At 48.5% G+C, this 21,508-nt stretch carries 18 protein-coding genes; 10 read left to right on the forward strand and 8 right to left on the reverse strand.

Annotated features, from left to right (window positions below):
- Positions 1-488 precede the first annotated feature (488 nt).
- The 3 genes from mrcB to EKG39_RS12610 all read right to left on the reverse strand — a co-directional run bounded on the left by mrcB (position 489) and on the right by EKG39_RS12610 (position 7,946).
- The gene (gene mrcB, locus EKG39_RS12600; RefSeq protein WP_126506110.1) at positions 489-2,849 is read right to left on the reverse strand and encodes a penicillin-binding protein 1B; all 2,361 of its coding nucleotides are present in this window, start codon (positions 2,847-2,849) and stop codon (positions 489-491) included.
- A gap of 96 nt (positions 2,850-2,945) precedes the next feature.
- The gene (gene hrpB / locus EKG39_RS12605; protein ID WP_126506111.1) at positions 2,946-5,513 is read right to left on the reverse strand and encodes an ATP-dependent helicase HrpB; all 2,568 of its coding nucleotides are present in this window, start codon (positions 5,511-5,513) and stop codon (positions 2,946-2,948) included.
- 60 nt (positions 5,514-5,573) lie between these two features.
- Complete coding sequence (locus tag EKG39_RS12610) at positions 5,574-7,946, reverse strand: putative bifunctional diguanylate cyclase/phosphodiesterase (protein ID WP_246028489.1); 2,373 nt, start codon at positions 7,944-7,946, stop codon at positions 5,574-5,576.
- Between the two features lie 173 nt (positions 7,947-8,119).
- Here EKG39_RS12610 and EKG39_RS12615 point away from each other — a divergent pair, with 173 nt between their 5' ends.
- A complete protein-coding gene (locus EKG39_RS12615) occupies positions 8,120-8,794 on the forward strand; it encodes a 2'-5' RNA ligase family protein (protein ID WP_126506112.1) in 675 nt (224 codons plus the stop codon).
- 108 nt (positions 8,795-8,902) lie between these two features.
- Here the strand turns inward: EKG39_RS12615 and pepB are convergent, their stop codons facing one another.
- Positions 8,903-10,180, reverse strand: a complete 1,278-nt coding sequence (gene pepB, locus EKG39_RS12620) for an aminopeptidase PepB (protein ID WP_126506113.1) — start codon at positions 10,178-10,180, stop codon at positions 8,903-8,905.
- Between the two features lie 298 nt (positions 10,181-10,478).
- On the opposite strand from pepB, the gene EKG39_RS12625 reads away from it, so the two are divergent.
- The 9 genes from EKG39_RS12625 (at position 10,479) to EKG39_RS12665 (ending at position 18,380) form a co-directional block, all read left to right on the forward strand.
- Positions 10,479-11,249 carry a DNA/RNA nuclease SfsA gene (locus EKG39_RS12625; RefSeq protein WP_126506114.1) on the forward strand — a complete coding sequence of 257 codons (771 nt, stop codon included), beginning with the start codon at positions 10,479-10,481 and terminating at the stop codon, positions 11,247-11,249.
- Between the two features lie 159 nt (positions 11,250-11,408).
- Positions 11,409-11,852 (forward strand): RNA polymerase-binding protein DksA, encoded by a 444-nt coding sequence (gene dksA / locus EKG39_RS12630; RefSeq protein ID WP_012144233.1) that lies wholly within the window; start codon positions 11,409-11,411, stop codon positions 11,850-11,852.
- Between the two features lie 226 nt (positions 11,853-12,078).
- Positions 12,079-12,996, forward strand: a complete 918-nt coding sequence (gene gluQRS / locus EKG39_RS12635) for a tRNA glutamyl-Q(34) synthetase GluQRS (RefSeq protein ID WP_126506115.1) — start codon at positions 12,079-12,081, stop codon at positions 12,994-12,996.
- Between the two features lie 233 nt (positions 12,997-13,229).
- Positions 13,230-14,687 carry a polynucleotide adenylyltransferase PcnB gene (gene pcnB, locus EKG39_RS12640; RefSeq protein ID WP_185817601.1) on the forward strand — a complete coding sequence of 486 codons (1,458 nt, stop codon included), beginning with the start codon at positions 13,230-13,232 and terminating at the stop codon, positions 14,685-14,687.
- On the forward strand, positions 14,687-15,190 hold the full coding sequence (gene folK, locus EKG39_RS12645) for a 2-amino-4-hydroxy-6-hydroxymethyldihydropteridine diphosphokinase (protein WP_126506116.1): 504 nt from the start codon (positions 14,687-14,689) through the stop codon (positions 15,188-15,190). The genes pcnB and folK overlap by 1 nt, the downstream gene beginning before the upstream one ends.
- A 101-nt stretch (positions 15,191-15,291) precedes the next feature.
- On the forward strand, positions 15,292-16,086 hold the full coding sequence (gene panB / locus EKG39_RS12650; protein WP_126506117.1) for a 3-methyl-2-oxobutanoate hydroxymethyltransferase: 795 nt from the start codon (positions 15,292-15,294) through the stop codon (positions 16,084-16,086).
- A 118-nt stretch (positions 16,087-16,204) separates the two neighbouring features.
- Positions 16,205-17,050 carry a pantoate--beta-alanine ligase gene (gene panC / locus EKG39_RS12655; protein ID WP_126506118.1) on the forward strand — a complete coding sequence of 282 codons (846 nt, stop codon included), beginning with the start codon at positions 16,205-16,207 and terminating at the stop codon, positions 17,048-17,050.
- A 316-nt stretch (positions 17,051-17,366) separates the two neighbouring features.
- Positions 17,367-17,894: a DUF4124 domain-containing protein gene (locus EKG39_RS12660; RefSeq protein ID WP_126506343.1), complete on the forward strand. Its 528-nt coding sequence runs from the start codon at positions 17,367-17,369 to the stop codon at positions 17,892-17,894.
- A 138-nt stretch (positions 17,895-18,032) separates the two neighbouring features.
- Positions 18,033-18,380 (forward strand): DUF4144 domain-containing protein, encoded by a 348-nt coding sequence (locus EKG39_RS12665; RefSeq protein ID WP_246028490.1) that lies wholly within the window; start codon positions 18,033-18,035, stop codon positions 18,378-18,380.
- Between the two features lie 75 nt (positions 18,381-18,455).
- On the opposite strand, the gene EKG39_RS12670 is transcribed toward EKG39_RS12665, so the two are convergent.
- From EKG39_RS12670 to EKG39_RS12685, 4 genes are all read right to left on the reverse strand, one after another.
- Complete coding sequence (locus EKG39_RS12670; RefSeq protein WP_126506344.1) at positions 18,456-19,226, reverse strand: ABC transporter permease; 771 nt, start codon at positions 19,224-19,226, stop codon at positions 18,456-18,458.
- A 2-nt stretch (positions 19,227-19,228) separates the two neighbouring features.
- On the reverse strand, positions 19,229-20,188 hold the full coding sequence (locus EKG39_RS12675) for an ABC transporter ATP-binding protein (protein WP_126506120.1): 960 nt from the start codon (positions 20,186-20,188) through the stop codon (positions 19,229-19,231).
- 81 nt (positions 20,189-20,269) lie between these two features.
- Positions 20,270-20,800, reverse strand: coding sequence for a hypoxanthine phosphoribosyltransferase (gene hpt, locus EKG39_RS12680; RefSeq protein WP_126506121.1), 531 nt, complete (start codon positions 20,798-20,800; stop codon positions 20,270-20,272).
- 18 nt (positions 20,801-20,818) lie between these two features.
- A complete protein-coding gene (locus EKG39_RS12685) occupies positions 20,819-21,478 on the reverse strand; it encodes a flavin prenyltransferase UbiX (RefSeq protein WP_126506122.1) in 660 nt (219 codons plus the stop codon).
- Positions 21,479-21,508 lie beyond the last annotated feature (30 nt).

Consider the following 21,508-nt stretch of genomic DNA (forward strand, 5'->3'; position numbering starts at 1 on the left):
TAGCCTCCATTTGCAATATTGTATGGTCACAAATACAGTATGGCTCTGGTGCACAATTTAATTATTTTGGACTAACCCACGAACTTGGAGGCTAGCACCTCGTGGGGAGTCATTATGTCTATCACATACCAAATTACCATACTTTTTCTAATCAAAACCTTATGAGCTAGAGGCAAATCTCTAGCTCGTTTATGTCCAAAATCGTATTACAGCCAGAAGATCCTAAATCGAAGAAATAAATAATAAGGTGTAAACGCGGCAGTGACCTTCGACAGCAGGGAAGCTGTCGCAGAGCCCACAGGGACAGTGCTTGCGGCGTGTCACAGAAGTGTTTACACATCCCTCGCCGGGCAAGCGTTAGATAACAATGCTGCTATGGTACTTAGCAAATTACCCCAATTCGCATTCAGCCCAATGAAACCAAATAGAAATACTTAAAGGGCTTGTTATTCGACAAGCCCTCCCCACTTCTATTCACCAGGGAACTTCTAGCCACCAGTCAGCTTCTGCCACCAGGAGAGCGGGTCACCGCAGTTCTTTGCCGGGTGGTAACTGGACTCCAGCGCCGGCAGTGCTATCGAGTTCTCGCAGCCTGCCTGCTTGGCAACCCCGGTGGTGCGCTCGAAATGACCGTTAACGACGCCATTAATCGGCGTCCTTCTCAGACTGATAGGCGGCCTGTCACCGAGGAAGTCCTGATACACGGCCATGGCGCCGCTGCTGCCATAGAGTTTCGTCTTACCGTTGTCATCACGGCCAACCCAGATGGCAGCGACATTACGCTCATCGAAACCGGCAAACCAGGAGTCGCGGGAGTCATTACTGGTTCCGGTTTTACCAGCAAGCGTGGCTCTCGGAAAGGCTTTGCCGAGTCTTGAGGCTGTGCCTGAATCCACCACTTGCGTCATCGCATACTGCACCAGATAGTTAGTCGCAGGATCCAGTGCCTGAACCGGTGTTATGGGCGATGCCGGCAATGGGTTATTATCCATATCCAGTACCGAGGTAATTGAGCTTAGCTTGCGGTAACGACCGTTGTCCGCAATCGTCTGAAATACCTGAGCTACCATCAAGGGAGAACCATTGACCGCACCAAGTAACATAGAGGGGTACTCTGGGATCTTATCCCGCCAACCCGCCTTATCTAATGTGGTGGCCACACTGCCAACGCCGATAGTCATGCCTAAATTGACCGTAGGCACATTGATCGATTTCTTAAAAGCGGTTAACAGAGGAACCTCTCCCCTGAACTGCTTATCCACATTCTTAGGCGACCAACTTTTTCCCTGACCATTTTTCAGCGTGATAGGCTGATCTTTTATCGGCGTCGCCAGATTATACTTGTCGCCATGACTCAACGCCGTGGCATAGACGAAAGGCTTTATCAGAGAGCCAATTGGACGACGAATTTCAACCGCGCGATTAAAGCCTTTATAACCAGGCACTTTATCACCCACCATAGCGGCGATACCGGCAGAGTATTTGTCGGTAACAACCATACCTACCTGCAGAGATTTATCATTCTTGCTTAGGCGTCCCATGGTCTTCTTAACCGCTTTCTCCGCGGCCTCCTGAGCCATTGGATCGAGGGTGGTATAGACCTTTATTCCGGACTGTTTAAGCAGGGAGTCACCGAAGCGCCTGGCCAGCTCATGTTGCACCACGGCAAAAAATGCCGGCAATTTCTGGTGTACCGGCTTATCCGCCCTGCGCAGCCCCAGCGGAGATTCAACCGCCGCGGTATACTGAGCCACATTGAGTTGATCTGCTTCCATCAAGAGCCTTAAGACCAGATCTCTTCGCTGCTGTGCTCTTTCCGGGTAGCGCCATGGATTGTAATAGGAGGGGCCCTTAATCACCGCCACCAGAAAAGCCTGCTGCGGCAGGGTCAGCTCGGCAATGGGGCGACCGAAATAGAACTGAGAAGCCAGCCCCATACCATGTACACCACGAGCCTTATCCTGGCCCATATACACTTCATTAAGATAGGCCTCTAAGATCTCATTTTTGTCATAACGAAAATCGATGATCAACGCCATCAGGGCTTCACGAATTTTTCGGACCAGTGAGCGCTGACTGGAGAGGAAGAAGTTTTTAGCCAGCTGCTGGGTCAGGGTCGAGCCCCCCTGTACAGTTCTTCCGGCGCTGATGTTCACCATCAAGGCTCTGGCTATGGCAAACGGGTTGACACCATGATGTTCATAGAAGCTACGATCTTCCACCAAGATAAGGGCATCGATAATGGGCTTAGGGATCTTTTGCGCCGGCACAAATAATCTGTCTTCGCCGTCACCGGTAATAATACGGTCGAGCAGCACAGGTTCGAGATGAAATACGGCTAACTGACGCCCATCTTGATTTCTGGCTACCGAACTGACGCCCTGAGAATCGAAGGTGATCATCACCCTCTGCTCAATCTGAGAACCTTGTGGATGAAGGAAGGGTCTACGCCACAGATCAACCTTAGTTTTCGAGGCTGAAAACTCACCGACCTGTCTGGGATTAGCGACCTTGCGGTAACCGAGTAATTTAAGTTCGGCGATAAGCTGGTTATGACTCACAGCAGCACCCGGATAGAGTGCCATGGAGCGGCTGAATACCTGTGCAGGCAGATGCCACTTCTGCCCCTCAAATTTACGGGCGATGATCTGATCCAGATAGATACCATAGATAAAAACAGCCGCTATGACGATAAGCGCACATTTCCAGCTTATCGACCAGATGCGACGTCCCCAGCCCGAAGAGGATGGTTTCTTCGATGCCCTTTTTCTTTTAGGCTTAGCTTTAGCCGCACTTTTTTTAGGGGCTGGCTTCTTAGCCGCTCTCTTTGTTGTCTCTTTCTGTGTCATCTTTCTTCCGGTAAAACAATTTCAACGGCCAGATCCCAACCGCTAAGTAATTTGTAATGAGTAATGAGTAATGAGTAATGGGCATGCCAACCCTTTTTAGCTCTTTGTGCTTAATGTCTTTTTCTTGGTAAAACGAGTCGGTAAGGTATTGGCCGGGTCATCGGGCCAAAGGTGTTTGGGATACCTTCCCTTCATCTCTTTTTTTACCTCGACATAGGGCCCCTGCCAAAAGCTGGCAAGATCGGCCGTTAACGCCAAGGGTCTTCTGGCCGGAGATAGCAGTTCCATCGTCACTATGAGTCTGCCATTGGCCAGAACCGGGCTCTGCGCCATTCCCAACGCCTCTTGCAGTCTGACACTGAGCAGGGCTCTGCCGTCATCGTCATAGGTTATTTTTGCCTTAGTGCCTGTCGCCATCGGCCATTGGCAAGGAAACAGCGAGTCCAGCCTGCGCTGTTTATCCCACCCGAGGCGATTGAGCAGCAGAGTATAACAGTCGAGAGCCTTCAATTGTGACAAGCTTCTGACATCACTTAGATAGGGAGCGAGCCAATCATCCAGACTGGCCAGCAGGCTGACATCAGTAAATTCCGGCCAGCCATGTTCGCCGTCGAGTTTGGCAGCTAACTTCACCCTGTTTTGTAGCTGCACCAGCTTATCGTCCATATTGAGCAGACCCAGCCCTTTGCTGAGAAGCTGCTCGATAATGGCGGCTTTTATCTGCTCAGGCTCAGGTTTCTTCACTGCCGCCTTGCTTAGTACGATTTGACCGATACGCTTCTGAGTCTCGGCAAAGAAGCGTCCTTTAGACTCATCCCAACCACAGTAATCTTCTGTCGACACCAAGAATGAGAGCCGCTCTTTAAATGCCGCCTCATCAATCTCGGCAGCAAGGTAGACCCGACCAGCCGTTCTGCCTTCGCTCTCCTGAAAATCTGCAACCACCAGCCAATCTACATGAGAGAGAGGGTCGTTATCGGGTAAGATAACCCCGGTACCATTGGCCAGCTGATAACCTGATACCCCCCGACTTTTCGCGATACGATCGGGAAACGCTAATGCGAGTAGGAAAGCAATATCAGCACTACTGGCACAGGTATAGATCTCAGACAGAGGCATATTAACCTTAAGCTTCTTCATCCATGTACGTACCTGCTGACCAGACTCTCCCTGACCGGCTTCTCTTAAGTAATTACCAATATCTGTACCATGACGGGAGCGGGAGCGAGACTCTAACACACCAGCCAACAAGCAGGCTAAGCCCGCAAGCTCATTTGATCCGGTCTCAACCGATAGAGACTTGGCCCTGAGTAACATATGCGCCAACCTGGGGTGACAGCCCAACTCATAGGCTTGCTGCCCGTGAGACGTAATTTTTCTCTGCTCATCGACCACTTCCAGCATCTGTAATAGTTGCCAGGCTACCGACTCATTCGCCTGTGATGGCTGAGTTAACAGGGGAAGTTCACTGAGTGATTTTACTCCCCAGCAGGCTCCATCGTGCACCATAGAAATAAGGTCTGTATGTAAGATTTCGGGCTCGTCGGCCTTTAATAGCCTGCCCTGCTCCTCCTGACTCCACAGACGCAGACAATGCCCCGGAGCCAAACGCCCCGCACGACCGCTACGTTGGGCAGCAGAGGCTTGACTGATACGTTTGAGTGACAACTTGGTCACACCCGTTCTGGGGTTAAAGCTGGCCTGTCGCTTATACCCGGAGTCGACCACCATAGTGATCCCTTCGATGGTCAGACTCGATTCGGCCACATTGGTTGAGAGCACGACTTTACGTTTACCATCGTCTGCAGCGGCGATCGCTCTGTCCTGTACCTTAGCTGGCAGGCTGCCATAGAGTGGGCATAGGGAAAATTGATTCAGATCCAGTCGGCTAGCTAAGAAGTCATGCAGGCGCATGATCTCACCCTGACCGGGCAGAAATGCCAGCAGTGAGCCTTTAGATGTGTCATCACTCAAGGCATTATCGTCCTTAAGTAGATCCACGATGCTTCGTCCCATATGTTCTATCCACTGTGAGTGGGACTGATGTTGGGATCTGTTTTTCGAAGCTGAAACGGCGTTATAGGCGATGTCGACAGGAAAGCTGCGCCCCTCGCTCTTCAGGGAGATGGCCTCGGGCATGACTCTGTGTAGTGGCAGACCCGAAAGCGTCGCCGACATGGCTAAGATCTTAAGATCTTCCCGAAACGATCCCTGGATCTCAAGGGCTAAAGCCAGCCCGAGATCTGTAGTCAGATGGCGTTCATGGATCTCATCGAAGATGATCAGCCCAATCCCCTCTAACTCGGGATCTTGCTGGATCATTCGGGTCAAAATCCCCTCGGTGACGATCTCAAGCTTAGTTGTCGCCCTGCTGCGAGACTCGCCTCTGACCCTGAAACCTATCTCTTCACCGATAGCACAGCCTCGCTGGCTCGCGATATAGTGAGCCACACTCCGCGCCGCCACCCGTCTGGGCTCCAGCATCAATATCTTACCGTTTATCTCCGCCCAATCTAGCATAGCCAAAGGCAGTGCAGTCGATTTACCTGCACCGGTAGGAGCTTCGAGAATAACTTGATTATGCTGGCTGAAGGCCCTTCGCAGAGGGGAGAGCAGACTATGTACGGGTAACTGTTCCAAGGAGATGACATCTGAATTACACACTGCGAACAGTGTACTAGGATTGGGGCTTATACCCAAGTGTCTGAACGCTTCAATGCCTTACTAAGTGGTTTTCTGGGTCAAGGTATCGGTTAACCAATGTAACCCCTTTCCAGAAACCAGAGTATTGAGCTTTTTAGGTTTAGCAATGGCGTAGCCTTGGGCAAAGTCGACACCTAACCTCTTCAGACGGCGGCCGATTTCGATAGATTCAACAAATTCGGCGATGATCTCAAACTCCATATCACGGCCAAGCTGACAGATGGCGGTCACAATCGCCTGATCCGAGCGGTTTTCACATAAATGCCTGACAAATTGTCCATCAATCTTCACGAAATCAACATCGAGTAACTTAAGGTAGGCGAAACTCGAAAATCCCGAACCAAAGTCATCCAGAGCCAGCTTACAACCTAAAGGCTTAATCACATCTATCAAGGCCGTAGCGAGATCCAGTTGACTCACGGCTGCGGTTTCGGTGATCTCAAAGCATAGTTTCGACACTAGCTCAGGCTCTCCCATCAACCGCATCTCAAGCCAATTCATAAACTCAACGTCGCCTAAGGAGGTGGCCGAAAGGTTCACCGACACCATAGATAACTCATTCCATACTTTCAGATGAGTGCCTCCCCAATAAAGCAGATGATCCACCACCCACCTATCGACTCTGGATGCTAAGCTGTATCGTTCGGCTGCGGGCAGAAATACAGCCGGAGAGACGATCTCCCCCTGTTCGGTCAACATGCGAAGTAAAATCTCCATATGCAAACCATTGTCATCTTCGAGAAGCGGTTCTATAGGTTGAAAATAGAGCTCAAACCTGTCCAGTGCTAATGCCCCCACGACATCGACAGATGCATTCATATCGCTATAGAGTCGATCCATATGTGGATCTGTAGGTGAGTACATATGCCAACTGTTCCGTCCCTTCTCCTTTACCACACGACAAGCCGCATCGGCTCTGCTGAGTACCGCGGAGATCTCCTCATCTTCGCCGTTAAACGCCGCGAGCCCCATACTGACACTCACACTGTGTTTACGATTATCCCAAACGAATTCATGGTGACTGAGTTGTTCGCATATACGCTCTGCAATTCTGGACGCAACGTCAGAATCAATAGCATGCATTAATATGCCGAACTCATCTCCTCCCAGGCGAGCTACGATATCCCCTTTACGAACCAATTGTTTCAACCTTAATGCAATCTGACAGAGCAAACGATCGCCGGCTTTATGGCCACTGATATTGTTGATCACCTGAAATTGATCCAGATTGAGAAATGCCACAAATGCCGGTGCACGCTCGTCAGAGTTTCTTCCACAAGAGTAATATGACTCGAAATAGGCGCGATTCGGTAACCCGGTTAAGTTATCGAAGTTAGTTTGAAAACTCAGTTCATCCGCCAATTTATGACGGTCAGAGACATCTTCGGCAACCAATAAAAGGGTATCGGCTCCATTGGGCACCAAACTAAAGCTCAACTTTAACCAATTAAAGCTATTATCGACGCACATCACAGGTAACTCACACCAGGCCTGTTCTAATAACCCATCACGCACCAACTGTATAGTATCGAGAAGGATAAACTTCTCATCATCATGAACCAGAGAGGTCAATGACAGCCATTCTCTGTTACCCAATAGCTTCTGCGCGGCATGATTGTACTGGTTCAGCTTATTGTTCCCATTCACCTGAACACAAGCCAAAGGTAGGCGATCCAAGAGCTCATGATTACAGCACTCGGCCCCCCTTGACTTAGCTATCATATAATCACGGCTCTTTCTCATCACGATAAACGAGCAGGCCATCGAAAGTAGCTCAGAAGCATCGGCGGCCCAATGGCCGTCGACTAAGCTATTAATCGCACCAAATATATAGCGATGACCAAGATAATTGATGGAAGGTAACAGGATTAAATTTCTAATGTAAAGCGAACTCATCATCGCTTTTTCAACATCGAAAGAGCCGGGCATCTGTTCGATATCCGACATGATGAATTTGATATTTTTACGAATGAAATAATTAAAATAACGTGAGTAGTTAAGCGTGGTTTCAATCTTAGTGGTGTCGAGTTCAGCCATACTAAAACATGCCCCGGAACCGGGACCTGAACTTAGAATTTCATCGTTTGTACAACCAACTCTCTCTTGCTTGTCTCTTTTTCCCTCAGGCTTACGCCCATCACAACGTCGCTCATCTAAGTTTGTGGTAAAGGCTCTCGAGGTGAAGGAGGAAGGAGTATCTATGTGGGAGACATGAGATAACCTGACTTGTTCGGCTCCCATAGGAATACAGAGAATAAAGATACTCTCACATTGTATAATTTGCGCCAATGGTTTTAGAACATCATCAAGTTCGCACTCCGCCTCAGAGAGCGATAGCTCATTAAACAGGGCCTCTAACCTACTGAGTGCTTGGTTCAATGGAATAGCTGACATTAAGGTCCCACTTCCTTAAGGCATTGAGCGAATGAGATTTATTATAGGAGTAATTATGGCATTCACCCGAAAAGCCATATTATTTTGCTAAAATTAACAACAAAATAGTAATTAAGTCTTATATAAACTGATTAAACTTACTATATCGAGTGCTTTCAAATGGAGCGGCCAATATGAAAAGATTATTTTTAGGCGTATCACCTAATAAGGTGCAGCTCGAACAACTGTTCAAGATCCAAGATGCACTTTTCAAAGCTGAAGATAGAGCGAGTTTTCTTGAGAATCAAAGCATCGATAAAAACTCTGATAGCCATAATTACACTAGTGTCGGACGCAGGGTCAACAAACAGAATTTTCATATGACGCTCGCCTTTTTGGGAGCCGTCAGCGATGAGGTGCGAGCCCAGCTGGAGTCGACACTTGACAGCTTCTACGCCATCAACGCCAGTCAATGGCCCTCCTTCGATGTGACATTAGATACACTGACGCTGTGGCGCAAACCTCAGGTGCTCTGCTTATCGGGTAAGCCCGATGACCCGAATCTGCAAATCGCAGTAGACAGATGCAGATATGCAGCAAGAGAGGCCGGACTATTCAGCGGCAAAGCAGATAAACCGAATAAAAGCAGTGAGCTCAGCTTTACCCCACATATCACCCTATTTAGAAAAGCAAAGAAGATACCTGAGAGTCATCTGCCACAAACCGGGTTATTACGGGCCCAGTTAATAGAACGCTCACTCATCCCGATGACACTCTCGCCTGAGCAGATGCACCTCTATGAATCGGTCAGCAGCGCCGAAGGCGTCGAATACCGTATCTTACGCTCCTGGACACTGAGCGAAACCTAATCCACTAAAAAACCAGATATCAATCAATTGACAATAAAAAAGCCGCTAGCTTTTCAGCTAACGGCTTTATGATGTCGTTAAAGATCACCGCTCACTCTAAAGCTTTAGTTAATCCTGCAGTAAAGCAGCAATCGTCAACACGCCGTGTGTCGTTCCACCGGCAGCCCATAGTGAATTGGAGGTATCGGCGAAAGCCGAAGCCAGATCCATATGCAGCCAGTTAGCCTCTGGTGTAACAAAATGCCAAAGGAAGCCCGCAGCATTAGAGGCACCACCGGCACCGCCCCCTTTCATAGGTCGGCTGTTAGCGGTATCGGCATATGCAGATGGACACATCTCACGGTGCCATGGGTCCAGTGGTAGCGGCCAAACTCGTTCACCCACTTCGGCTGCTTTGGCTTGAGCCATCGCCAACACCTCGCTCTTTGGTGAGAAGATAGCGTTATAGTTAGTTCCCACTGCCATCAAGGCCGCACCGGTTAAGGTGGCCGCATCGATAATTAAAGAGGCACCCGTTTCAGAAGCCGCTTGCAAGCCATCGGCTAATACCAGACGGCCTTCGGCGTCAGTATTGACCACTTCGACAGAGACGCCATTCTTGTAAGTTAAGATGTCACCCAACTTATAAGCATGACCACTAATCAGGTTTTCGGCACAACAAAGGAACAATTTAACCCGCTTGTTCAACCCTTGCTTCATCGCAAGACCCAATGCCGCTGTCACGGTAGACGCGCCACCCATGTCGCATTTCATGCCCAGCATACCTTCAGAGGCTTTGATGCTATAACCGCCGGAGTCAAAGGTGATCCCTTTACCTACCAAGGCGACAGATACCGGAGCATCATCTCCTAAAGGGTTATAATCAAGCTCTAGCATAGCCGGTGGTCGTTCACTTCCACGACCCACGGCATGGATCCCGACCCACTTTTCTTCGAGCAGTTCGGCACCTTCAATGATACGGTAAGTGACCTTCTCCCCGCCTATTTCAGATAACCAATGGGCAGCAAGTATGGCCAACTTCACAGGCGCAAGGTTTTCAGGCGTTTCATTGATCAATTGACGGGCAAAGCTGGCACTGTCGAGTCTGTTTTTAAGCTCGGCTTGCGTTGCTTCATCCCCGGTCCAACGGATATCAGAGTTAGACTTAGCCGTGGCAAATCCTTGTGCAAAAGCCCACTGAGAATGCAGATCCCACAACTCTCCCTCTAATGAAAGTGAAGTGATACCTTGGCTACGCAGTTTACGTGCTGCTTTCTGAATTTGTCTTAACTCATCTCCACCTTGCAGGTGAATAGCCGCCAGGTCATTTTGGAACGTCACATCGGCTTTACCCCAATGGGCAGCAGGAGCCTCTTTAGTAAGGCTCACTTTCATTAACTCTGTCATACCAAATCCTTCCTTTTATACATCTTTTATAATTAGATTTTTACCCGAGCGATCTAAACAATCTAAGCTAAAAAACCGGGAAAGTTAAATCGTCATAGATTTGCTTTGTCCGAAGTGTACTGCATAGAAGTAGATACCGAAAGCGGCCAAAATTGATTGTTAACGACTAAATTAGCTCAATGGATAGTGGCCCTGTCTGATGCAATTTTCTCCAGTTAGCTGCAAATAACTCATGTTCTCCCCGAGAAGCTGATAACCTAATCTCACCTGTTATTCTTAATAAGTCCGGAACCGGCTAATGCAGTTTACTCCCCCTTTCGAACAGGGCGTCTTACTGAGACGCTATAAGCGCTTCCTCACCGACATTCGACTTAACGATGGCAGTGAGGTCACCATACATTGCCCCAACACAGGTTCTATGAAAAATTGCCTCTTCCCGGGGGAAAAGGTGTGGTTCTCCACCTCCGATAACCCTAAACGTAAGTACTCGCGAACCTGGGAACAGGCAGAGTCTGATGCCGGACATATTATAGGTATCAATACCGGCAGAGCGAACCAACTGGCAGAGGATGCTATCAGAGCCGGCGTAATAACCGAACTGAGCGGTTATAGCTCTCTCAGACGTGAAGTAAAATACGGCAGCGAAAATAGCCGCATAGATATTCTTCTCAGCGACCCTGTATGCTCAACTGACACAGATTCCCCCGACTCACCTCCCGCCAATACAGAGTCAACCAACACAACAGCCAAGCCAAAATGCTATGTCGAAGTGAAGAGCTGTACTTTGCTCGAACAGGGCCAGGGTTATTTCCCCGATGCTGTCACCACCCGAGGTCAGAAACATCTGAGGGAGCTAATGGAGATGGTGGAATCTGGCCACCGAGGGGTACTGCTTTTTGTGGTGCAACACACAGGCATCGACTCCGTTCAGGCGGCGGCTCATATCGATCCGGAGTACGCTTCACTGCTGGCTAAAGCCCATAGTGCTGGGGTGGAAGTCATGGCATATAGCGCTGAAATGTCCCCAAATGGGGCCTCCTTGCTTAAATCCTGCCCTGTCAAACTCTAATTAGCAGCTAAAAGTTGAATTAATTAGGAATAGAGGACATAGTCAAGGAATAACGTCAAATGGACATAAAAAGTTTGCTTGGATTATCTGTTTCTGATATAGATATCGGCCTTAAATTATAAGCGCTCTACAAAGCAAACGATTAACAGGAGATGGGTTATGCCAGAAGGCACTAAAAAACTCGGCGTGCTCGCTATCGCAGGTGTAGAACCTTACCAGGAAAAGCCTGGTGAGGAGTATATGAACGCAGATCAGCTGGACCACTTCAGAACGATTCTGGACTCTTGGCGTAATCAATTGCGTGAAGAGGTCGACCGTACTCTTAACCATATGCAAGATGAAGCGGCTAACTTCCCGGATCCTGTAGATCGTGCAGCTCAGGAAGAGGAGTTCAGTCTTGAACTTCGTGCTCGTGACAGAGAGCGCAAACTGATTAAGAAGATCGAAAAGACACTTCAGAAGATTGAAGAAGATGATTTCGGATTCTGTGAATCTTGTGGCATCGAAATCGGTATCCGCCGCCTCGAAGCTCGCCCAACAGCCGATCAGTGTATCGACTGTAAGACACTTGCAGAGATCAAAGAAAAGCAGATGGCTGGCTAATCTGCCTCTTCACTGCATGAGTAAGCGGGGTTTTGGCCCCGCTTTACTGGTTTCCCTCAGCTGTTCACTTACCATCTTCCCTGACCTCTTTTATCCGGCTTACACCAAATAGACCAAGGGGCAAACATATTATGCTCGTCTCTCGCTCCCCTGACACACTGATCCAATCAGCCTATACCACTCGATAGCTCTGCCTGCACCTTGTTAAACCTAGCCTAAACGTATTATGATCGTTTCTCGTTCTATCCCATTAGTTACAGGTTTCGTCACTTTGAGTCATGCTCCTTACATCGGCCGCTTTGCCCCCTCTCCCTCGGGTCCGCTTCACTTCGGTTCTCTGGTCGCCGCAGTAGGCAGCTTTCTGCGCGCTCGAGCTATGGGTGGCCAATGGTTAGTGCGAATAGAAGATATCGATCCTCCTCGGGAGGTGCCGGGTAGCAGTGATGATATCTTACGCACTCTGGTCGCCTATGGTCTGGAGTGGGACGGCGAGGTCTTTTATCAAAGTCAGCGTCTCGATGCCTACCAAGCCAAGCTCGACAGCCTGATGGCCAACGACCTTGCTTACTACTGTCAATGTACGCGCAAACAGATCCACGCAATGGGCGGAACCTATGACGGTCGCTGCGGTGCACTGGAAACACCTCTGGAAAGTGGTGCGATCAGAGTACGTAATACGATCGGCATAGATAAATTTCAAGACACCCTGATGGGGGAGATACACTTAGATAAAGCCTTTGCCAATGAAGACTTTATCATTAAGCGTAGCGATGGCCTCTACGCCTATCAATTGGCCGTAGTGATGGATGATGCCTTTCAACAGATAACAGAAGTCGTTCGTGGCTGTGATCTGTTAGAGACCAGCTGCAGACAGGAGAGTCTGTTTAATCTGTTTGGTTTAACTCCGCCGACCTGGCTACATCTTCCCTTGGTCTGCACTACACCGGGGATGAAGCTTTCGAAACAGAACCATGCACCAGCTATCGACATCGCTCAGCCACAGGCAAGCCTGAATGCCGCACTTCAATTCTTAGGCCAGCCGCAGGTCGAGCCCAGACAGCAGATGCATCTGATGCTTGAGCAGGCTATTTCACAATTTGATATAGAGCTTATCCCCAGGCAGACTGAGATCATCCTCAGTTAAACACTAACTGTGACATTGGCGTCCATTTGAAACGCTTCCCTAATCCCATTAGATAGCTGAAGTCCCCTTCAAAAACCCTTATAACGAAACCAGATCCACGGTTCTTACTGTCGGTCATTGCTAGCGCTTCAGCGTTTTCAGTCGACTTTAGTGGAACGATTATTAAAGATCGCAAAACAAATTCAAAACGACATGAGTCAATGGTGATCAATCGTATACTCATTGAGCCATATTTGGGGTATCATAGCCGACTTATTTTAAATCGCAGTTCAGTTCCAAGTTCGAGGTGTCCCATTTTTCGCCGTATTAGCAAATTCTGTAAGCAGTTCTTTGATGACAATCAAACAGCTGAAGAAACCACACAAACAGGCCTAAGTTTGGAGGTTGTCCCGAGAAAAGATCACTCTATATCTCGCAGACAGATGAGCGAAAATGCCATTAAGGTACTTTATCGATTGCATAAGTCCGGATTTAAGGCTTATCTCGTCGGTGGAGGTGTGCGTGACATCTTGTTGGGCCTACAGCCTAAAGATTTCGATGTGGTGACCAATGCCACTCCGGAAGAGATCAAGAAACTGTTCCGTAACTGTCGACTCGTCGGTAGACGCTTCCGTTTGGCCCATATTGTATTTGGTCGGGATGTCATCGAGGTCGCGACTCTGCGTGGCCATCATGTTGAACATGTCGAACAGGTATCAAAAACCAATGCCGAAGGCCGACTGCTGCGCGATAACGTCTATGGCACCATAGATGAAGATGCCGAACGTCGTGACTTCACCGTCAATGCGCTCTATTACGATATCAGTGACTTCTCTATACATAGTTATGGCGGCGGCCTGGAAGATCTAAAGTCGAGAACCATTAGATTAATCGGCGATCCTAACACCCGCTACCGTGAAGACCCTGTACGTATGCTCAGAGCCGTTCGCTTTGCGACTAAGCTCGACATGACTATCGATAAAGGCGCGGCCGATCCTATCTATGAATTGGCCCCACTGCTGAAAGATATTCCTGCGGCGCGTATGTATGAAGAGATTCTCAAACTCTTCTTCAATGGCCAGGCAGCAAATAACTTTACCATGATGCGTGAATTTGGCCTGTTTGCACCACTGTTCCCTCTGGTCGATTCGCAACTTGTGGATGAACCAGACGGCTTTACGGCGAAAATGCTTCAGGCAGTAATGGAAAATACCGATATAAGAGTTCGTGCAGAGAAGACGGTGACGCCCGCATTCTTCTATGCCGCCATACTCTGGTATCCATTGAGTCAACGTGCCGATGATATCGCACTGGAAAGCGGACTAAGCCTCTATGATGCATATAATGCAGCCATGGGTGATGTCATGGAGCAGCAATGCCGTACAATCAGCATTCCGCGCCGTTTCAGTACTCCTGCAAAAGATATCTGGCAGTTGCAGCTAAGATTCGATCGTAACCAAGGTACACGCGCATTTAAATTTATCGAACATCCTAAATTCCGCGCGGCCTATGATCTACTCCTGTTGAGAGCGCTTGCCGAGGGTGGCTCAGTGGCAAAATCTGCCGCATGGTGGAAGAGCTTTGTCGAAGGTGGCGAAGAGCAGCGTAATGTCATCGCGCGCTCGGCAAACAAGGGTAGCCGTAACCGTAACTCGAACCAACGCAGACGTCGTAAACCTGCATCGAAAAAAACGACTAAGCCGGCAGAATAATGTCGTTAGTTTTTGTTGCACTAGGTGCAAACCTGACCGACCCGGTGACTCAGCTCGATAACGCCTGTAAAGCGATTAGCGAGCTGGCTTCATGCCCCTCAAATTCGACAAAAAACAGCTCACTCCAAGTATCCCCATACTACCGCTCCGCTCCTATGGGAGATGTGGTACAGCCCGATTATGTCAACGCAGTCGTTGGCTTTAATACGACACTCGAACCTATCGAGTTGTTAGATGCACTGCAGAAAATTGAAAATGAACAAGGCCGGGTGAGGCTCGAGCGCTGGGGTCCAAGAACCTTAGATCTCGATATTCTTCTGTATGATAATCAAACCATAGACTCTCCAAGACTCACGATTCCCCACTATGGAATGAAACAACGAAGCTTTGTATTAGTGCCATTAGCAGATATCGCTCCCCAGCTTTTGCTTCCTTGTGGCACGAAACTCGAACAACTTATAAATGCCGAATTGACCGCAGAATTAGAACAAATAGTCAGATAAGATTGAACTCGGCTCTGTGTTGGCATATAAAAGCACACTATCTAAGCACAAATAGCTAAATATTTAGCGCTAATATAATTAATCGATTTAAGATCATCACTATGTCTAAAATAACTAGCTCTACCCTGCTCAAATTTAAGCAGGAAGGTAAAAAGTTCACTGCACTCACCGCCTATGACGCAAGCTTTGCCAGCGCCTTCGATAGTGAAGGGATTGATGTACTGCTCGTTGGCGACTCGATGGGGATGGTGCTTCAAGGACATGATGATACGTTACCGGTAACGGTCGAAGATATTGCCTACCATACACGCTGTGTGCGTCGCGGTATCAAGCGCTCCCTGCTTATCGCCGACATGCCTTTTATGAGCTATGCCACAAGCGAACAGGCGATGACAAATGCCACTGCCTTGATGCAAGCCGGTGCTAACATGGTCAAACTTGAGGGCGGTCACTGGCTACTCGAAACCATCAGTAAACTTACCGAACGCGGCATCCCGGTCTGTGCTCACTTAGGCCTGACACCACAATCGGTTCACGTTTTCGGTGGCTTTAAAGTTCAGGGACGCGACTCAGATAATGCCCAACGCATTCTCGATGAGGCCAAGGCCATCGAAGCCGCTGGTGCTCAACTGCTGGTTGTCGAGTGTATTCCGGCGCCGCTGGCCAAGGCTATCAGCGAAGCGCTCACTATCCCGGTGATCGGCATCGGAGCCGGCGCCGACACAGATGGACAGATATTGGTGATGCACGACGTGCTGGGGATCTCCAGCGGCTACATCCCTCGTTTCTCTAAGAATTACCTTAAGCAGACTGGCGAGATCCGCGAGGCTATCCGCGCTTATATCGACGAAGTCGCGCAAGGTATCTTCCCTGGCAGCGATCACACTTTTAACTAAGCTCACGTATACTCAGCCGCGGGTGAACTCCAAGTTTCACTTGCGGTTTGGCTTGAGCACATGTGTGCTCCGATGAATCGCAAACGTTTTCAGCAAAACAAAATAGTGCAGAGTTACTATGATCACTACTCAAGAAATCAGTCAAATCCGTCAGCAAGTTCGTGCATGGCATGCAAAAGGCGAAACCGTCGCATTTGTTCCAACTATGGGCAATCTACACCAGGGTCACATCACACTCATTAAAGAAGCCGTCAAACGTGCCGATCACGTTGTCGCTTCAATCTTCGTCAACCCGATGCAGTTTGGCCAGAACGAAGATCTCGATGCTTACCCGAGAACATTAGCGGCCGATCAGCAAGCCTTAACCGATGCAGGGGCTGAGCTACTCTTCACTCCGACACCGGAGATTATCTATCCTAAAGGGATGGATCAGCAGAGTTTTGTCGAGGTGCCCAATATCAGCGAGCAGCTGTGCGGTGCCAGTCGTCCGGGACATTTTCGTGGCGTAGCCACTGTGGTCTGTAAGCTGTTTAATATCGTCCAGCCCGATATAGCCCTCTTCGGCCGTAAGGATTTCCAACAGCTTCTGGTGATCGAGACCATGGTGGCAGATCTCTCCATGCCTATTGAGATAATTGGTGTCGACACCATACGTGAAGCCTCAGGCTTAGCCATGAGCTCACGTAATGGCTACCTCAGCCAGGCTCAAAAGGATAAGGCGGCGACACTTAAACAAACCATGGACACTATGTCTGTAGCAATACAGCAAGGCGTATCGATTGCCAATGCGATTCAAACCGGCAATAGCCAACTGTGTGAGGCAGGCTTCAGACCTGATTACCTAGAGGTGCGTAGTACAACGGACCTGTCACAGGCAAGCGATGAAAACTCCTCACTGGTCATACTCGCAGCGGCCTACATGGGCGATACCCGTCTCATTGATAACCTCTGTTTTACTCGCTAAATAGGCAATTTACTATTGGGGTACCTCTACCTATTGCTATAAGGTACCCCGATTAGCTTATTTCAGCTTCATATCGCTATCCCTCGCTATATTTTCTTATTTATCAAACTCTATATCGTCAGTACTCCAGCTCAAAATACTGGTTTTATCGAGCAAGTTACGCCATAGTAGTAGCAACAAAAATTAATAATATAAGCTGTAATAGCTGGCTGAATGGATGTTCGAATATTACTCAGGTACTTTTCGATATACAGCCAGAAAACATGACGCTCACCCTATGGGTGAGACGAAAGCTGAACAGAGGATGTGTAGCCCGATGGCAAGAGTGATACTCATTATTTTTATCGGTCTGACTTTTTCAGGCCTGCTATTACTATTACCCGGCGCAGCACTAGCCGGTAGCATTTTTAAATGCATTAAGGATGACAAGATCGTCTTTAGCCAGACGACCTGCCCGAAAGAGTTCAGTCAACACCAGATCGAATACGATCTGGGGATCACCACAGAGATCGACTCGGATAAACCTCAGAACTTTATCGATCCTCTGTCTGCTTTACTCGATATGAAAACAATTTCAAAAGAGAAACTTCTGCAACTGATCAAGGGAGAGATGTACCGTTTAAAGCAGGAGAACAGTTATTTCGATATTTTAAGAGCCAGTGAGGTTCAGAAGATAGAGCGTAAGCGTTATTGGCAGAAGCATGAAAAAGATGATCCCGAGTACCTAAAAGAGTTACAGGAGATGCACCTCTATTTCGATGATCTTATCTCTAATAACCAGGCAAGCTTAGATCTCCTGCAAGAGCGAAAAAACCTGATAGAAACTGAGGCGGAGCCGGAATAAACATGATCGAAGCCGTAAGCCGTAAGCCGTAAGTTTTAAGTTTTAAGTTTTAAGTTTTAAGCATTCGCTTTAAACTTGCCGCTCCAGGAATACGAAAAAACACGTACTTAAAAAGACGATATGAACTGTGACAAGAACATGCATATCCGGTGGCCGGCATTACTCATTCAAAAAGACCAAGCCGAGCTTGTCTATCTGGCATCGGAGCATGACTGGCTTCTCGAAAGACTGACTCACATAGAGCAAACCGACCGCCTGCTGGACGCATCGGGCGTCACCTATGAACTCGCACTAGCACCGCATAGTCAATTTCAGCCAGACAAACAACTAAGCTGGCAGCTATCGGATGAACCGCTGCGCTTACCTCAGATATTGGACTTGGTCAGGCAGCATGCCAGCTTGTCGGGTCACTGCTGCACCGCCAAGTTAAGGGCCGAATCCATGGAGCAGGTTTTCGAGATAATGAAGTTTTTAGAGGAAAACTAGAAGCTTAAAAGCACTTTCTCTTATCCAAGAACTCTTATCCCAGGGCTTATTCCCTGGGATCCTAATCCGTCGCAGCTAGCTGCGTAAGCCTATTCCTCGACTGATCAGATAATAAGCCAGACTCCACAGTCCGACACAGAAACCCACCATAACGGCAATCGAGAACGGCACACTGATATCGGCGTAGCCTAAGAAACCGTAGCGGAACACATTTATCATGTAAACCACAGGGTTCAGTGCCGACACGCCTTGCCAGAAGTCAGGCAACAGAGACAGAGAGTAGAACACGCCACCGAGATAGGTGAGCGGCGTTAACACAAAGGTAGGCACTATGCTGATATCGTCATAACTCTTAGCAAATACGGCATTAATCAGGCCACCGAGAGCGAACAGAATCGATGTCAGCAGCACAGTTATCGCCACTAAGCCCGCGTGATGCAAAGAGATATCGACGAAGAACATTGCCACTCCGGTCACAATGCTTCCCACGCACAGTCCCCGCGCGACACCGCCACCCACATAACCGGCAATCATCACATAGTGAGGAACCGGGGCCACAATCAACTCTTCTAGGTTACGCTGAAACTTGGCACTGAAAAATGATGAGGCCACATTAGAGTACGAGGCCGTGATCACCGCCATCATGATAAGACCCGGCGCAATAAACTCCATATAAGTGACGCCACCCATCTCACCGATCCGTTTACCTACCAGATTACCGAAAATCAGGAAGTAGAGCGTCATACTGATGGCCGGTGGTACCAAGGTCTGTATCCAGATCCGGGTAAAACGATTGATCTCTTTGGTTAAAATACTCTTAAATGCCGTGGCATAGAGTGCTCTCATATTCATGATGCCACGTCCTTATTCTGAGTTTGCTGATGCTTACCTTTCTCTACCAGTTCGACAAACAACTCCTCTAAACGGTTGGCCTTATTTCGCATCGACAACACCTCGAGCCCCTGCTCGCTGAGTTGAGTAAACACCGTATTAAGACTCTGCTCCTTCTCGACATCGACCTCTAAGGTATGAGCATCACTTAAACGGCAGGTAAAACCTTCGAGAGTCGGAGCTAGGGTAAGGTCCCGACCTAAGTCGAGAACAAAAGTTTCAAGATTCAAGCGGCTCAATAACGACTTCATGCTGGTGCACTCGACCAGAACGCCTTTATCGATAATACCGATATTACGGCAAAGCATTTCAGCCTCTTCCAGATAGTGGGTGGTCAGAATAATTGTCACCCCTTCGGCATTCAGCTCCGTCAGGAAGGTCCACATCGAACGTCTGAGCTCAATGTCGACACCCGCCGTGGGTTCATCGAGAATAAGTAGCTTAGGCTCATGCATCAGTGCTCTGGCAATCATCAAGCGACGCTTCATACCACCGGACAGTGCCCGTGCGGGACTATTACGCTTTTCCCAAAGATCCAACTGGCTCAAATACTTCTCGGCGCGCTCGAGGGCAACCCCCTTGGTCACACCGTAATACCCTGCCTGATTGACGACGATCTGCAGAACGGTTTCAAACTGATTGAAGTTAAACTCCTGGGGTACTAAACCGATACAGAGCTTTGCCAGCTCCAGCTCAGTGTCGATATCGTGTTCAAACACAGACACCTTGCCCTCACTCTTCTGTACCAGTGAGCTAATCACGCCTATGGTCGTCGACTTGCCGGCACCGTTAGGGCCGAGCAGCGCAAAAAAATCGCCCTTCTTGACCTTAAGGCTGATTCCTTTTACCGCCTCGACGCCGCCTTTATAGGTTTTCTTCAGCGAGTCGATAACTAATGCATTCTCTGTCTTTTCCATTTTTCTTCCAATGCAGAAACCGATATCTATATAACGAAAAACTCCCGCCAATTGCGGGAGTTAATAATAAAGCTTGCTAGCTTACTCTTGTGGAATAACCTTAGCGATGTAAGGCAGATTTCGATACTGCTCGGCGTAATCGATACCATAACCTACGATAAACTCATCGGGGATCGTAAAACCGATGAAATCTACTGGCACTTCGATTTCACGACGCTCAGGTTTATCGAGTAGCGTACAGAGCGCCAGACTCTTAGGATCGCGGAGTAAAAGCATCTCACGGATCTTATTGAGGGTATTACCCGAGTCAATCAGGTCTTCAACGATAAGCACATCGCGTCCCTGAATATCCGATTGCACATCTTTAAGAATTTTAACTTCGCGCGTGCTGGTCATCGCATTACCGTAGCTCGATACCGACATAAAATCGATCTCCACATGGCCTTTAATACGACGACAAAGATCAGCCATAAACACAACTGAGCCTTTCAACAACCCCACCATTAACAGGCGCTCGCTGTTAGCGTAATGAGCATTGATCTGCTCGGCTAACAAATCCAGTTTCTCGTCTATCTCTTGGACAGAGATCATCTCTTCGATGGTGTGCTTCATAGTACTCTCAACATAGTCTTAATTGTCGCTGTCACTGGCATTATGCTTATCATAGCCCCAGCGATTCGTTAATTCGTGTTCAACGCCCAGGTGGTCAAGTATCCGGGCGACCATGAAGTTTATCAGATCTTGTATCGATTTGGGATCATGATAAAAGCCCGGAGCTGCGGGCATGATGGTCGTACCCAAGCGTGAGAGCGACAACATATGCTCTAAATGTATAGAACTAAAGGGGGTTTCTCTCGGAACCAAGATCAATTGACCACGCTCTTTTATTACCACATCGGCCGCACGTTCGAGTAAACTATTGCTCATTCCCGTTGCCACGGCCGCTAACGTTCCCGTGCTACAGGGACAGATCACCATCTGTTTAGGCGCAGCCGAGCCCGAGGCCGGAGGTGAAAACCATTCATCCTTGCCCAAAACATGCAGCATTCCTTTAATATCGGCCCCCTGCTCACTATATAGCTCAAGAAGCTGGGCTTTGGCTTTGTCGCTGTTAGCACTCAACTGCAAACCATGCTCAGTAGCCATCACGACTCTGGCGGCAGAGGAGATCATCAGAAACACCTGATAATCAGCAGCCAACAGACACTCCAGCAACTTAAGGCCATAAGGTGCCCCGGAGGCGCCGGTCCAGGCCAGACTGATGGACTTCGTTTTTCTTGGGTAACTCATAAAAATCTCAATTTACAAGCACCTAGATAC

The sequence above is a fragment of the Shewanella atlantica genome, from assembly GCF_003966265.1.
Lineage (GTDB): Bacteria > Pseudomonadota > Gammaproteobacteria > Enterobacterales > Shewanellaceae > Shewanella > Shewanella atlantica.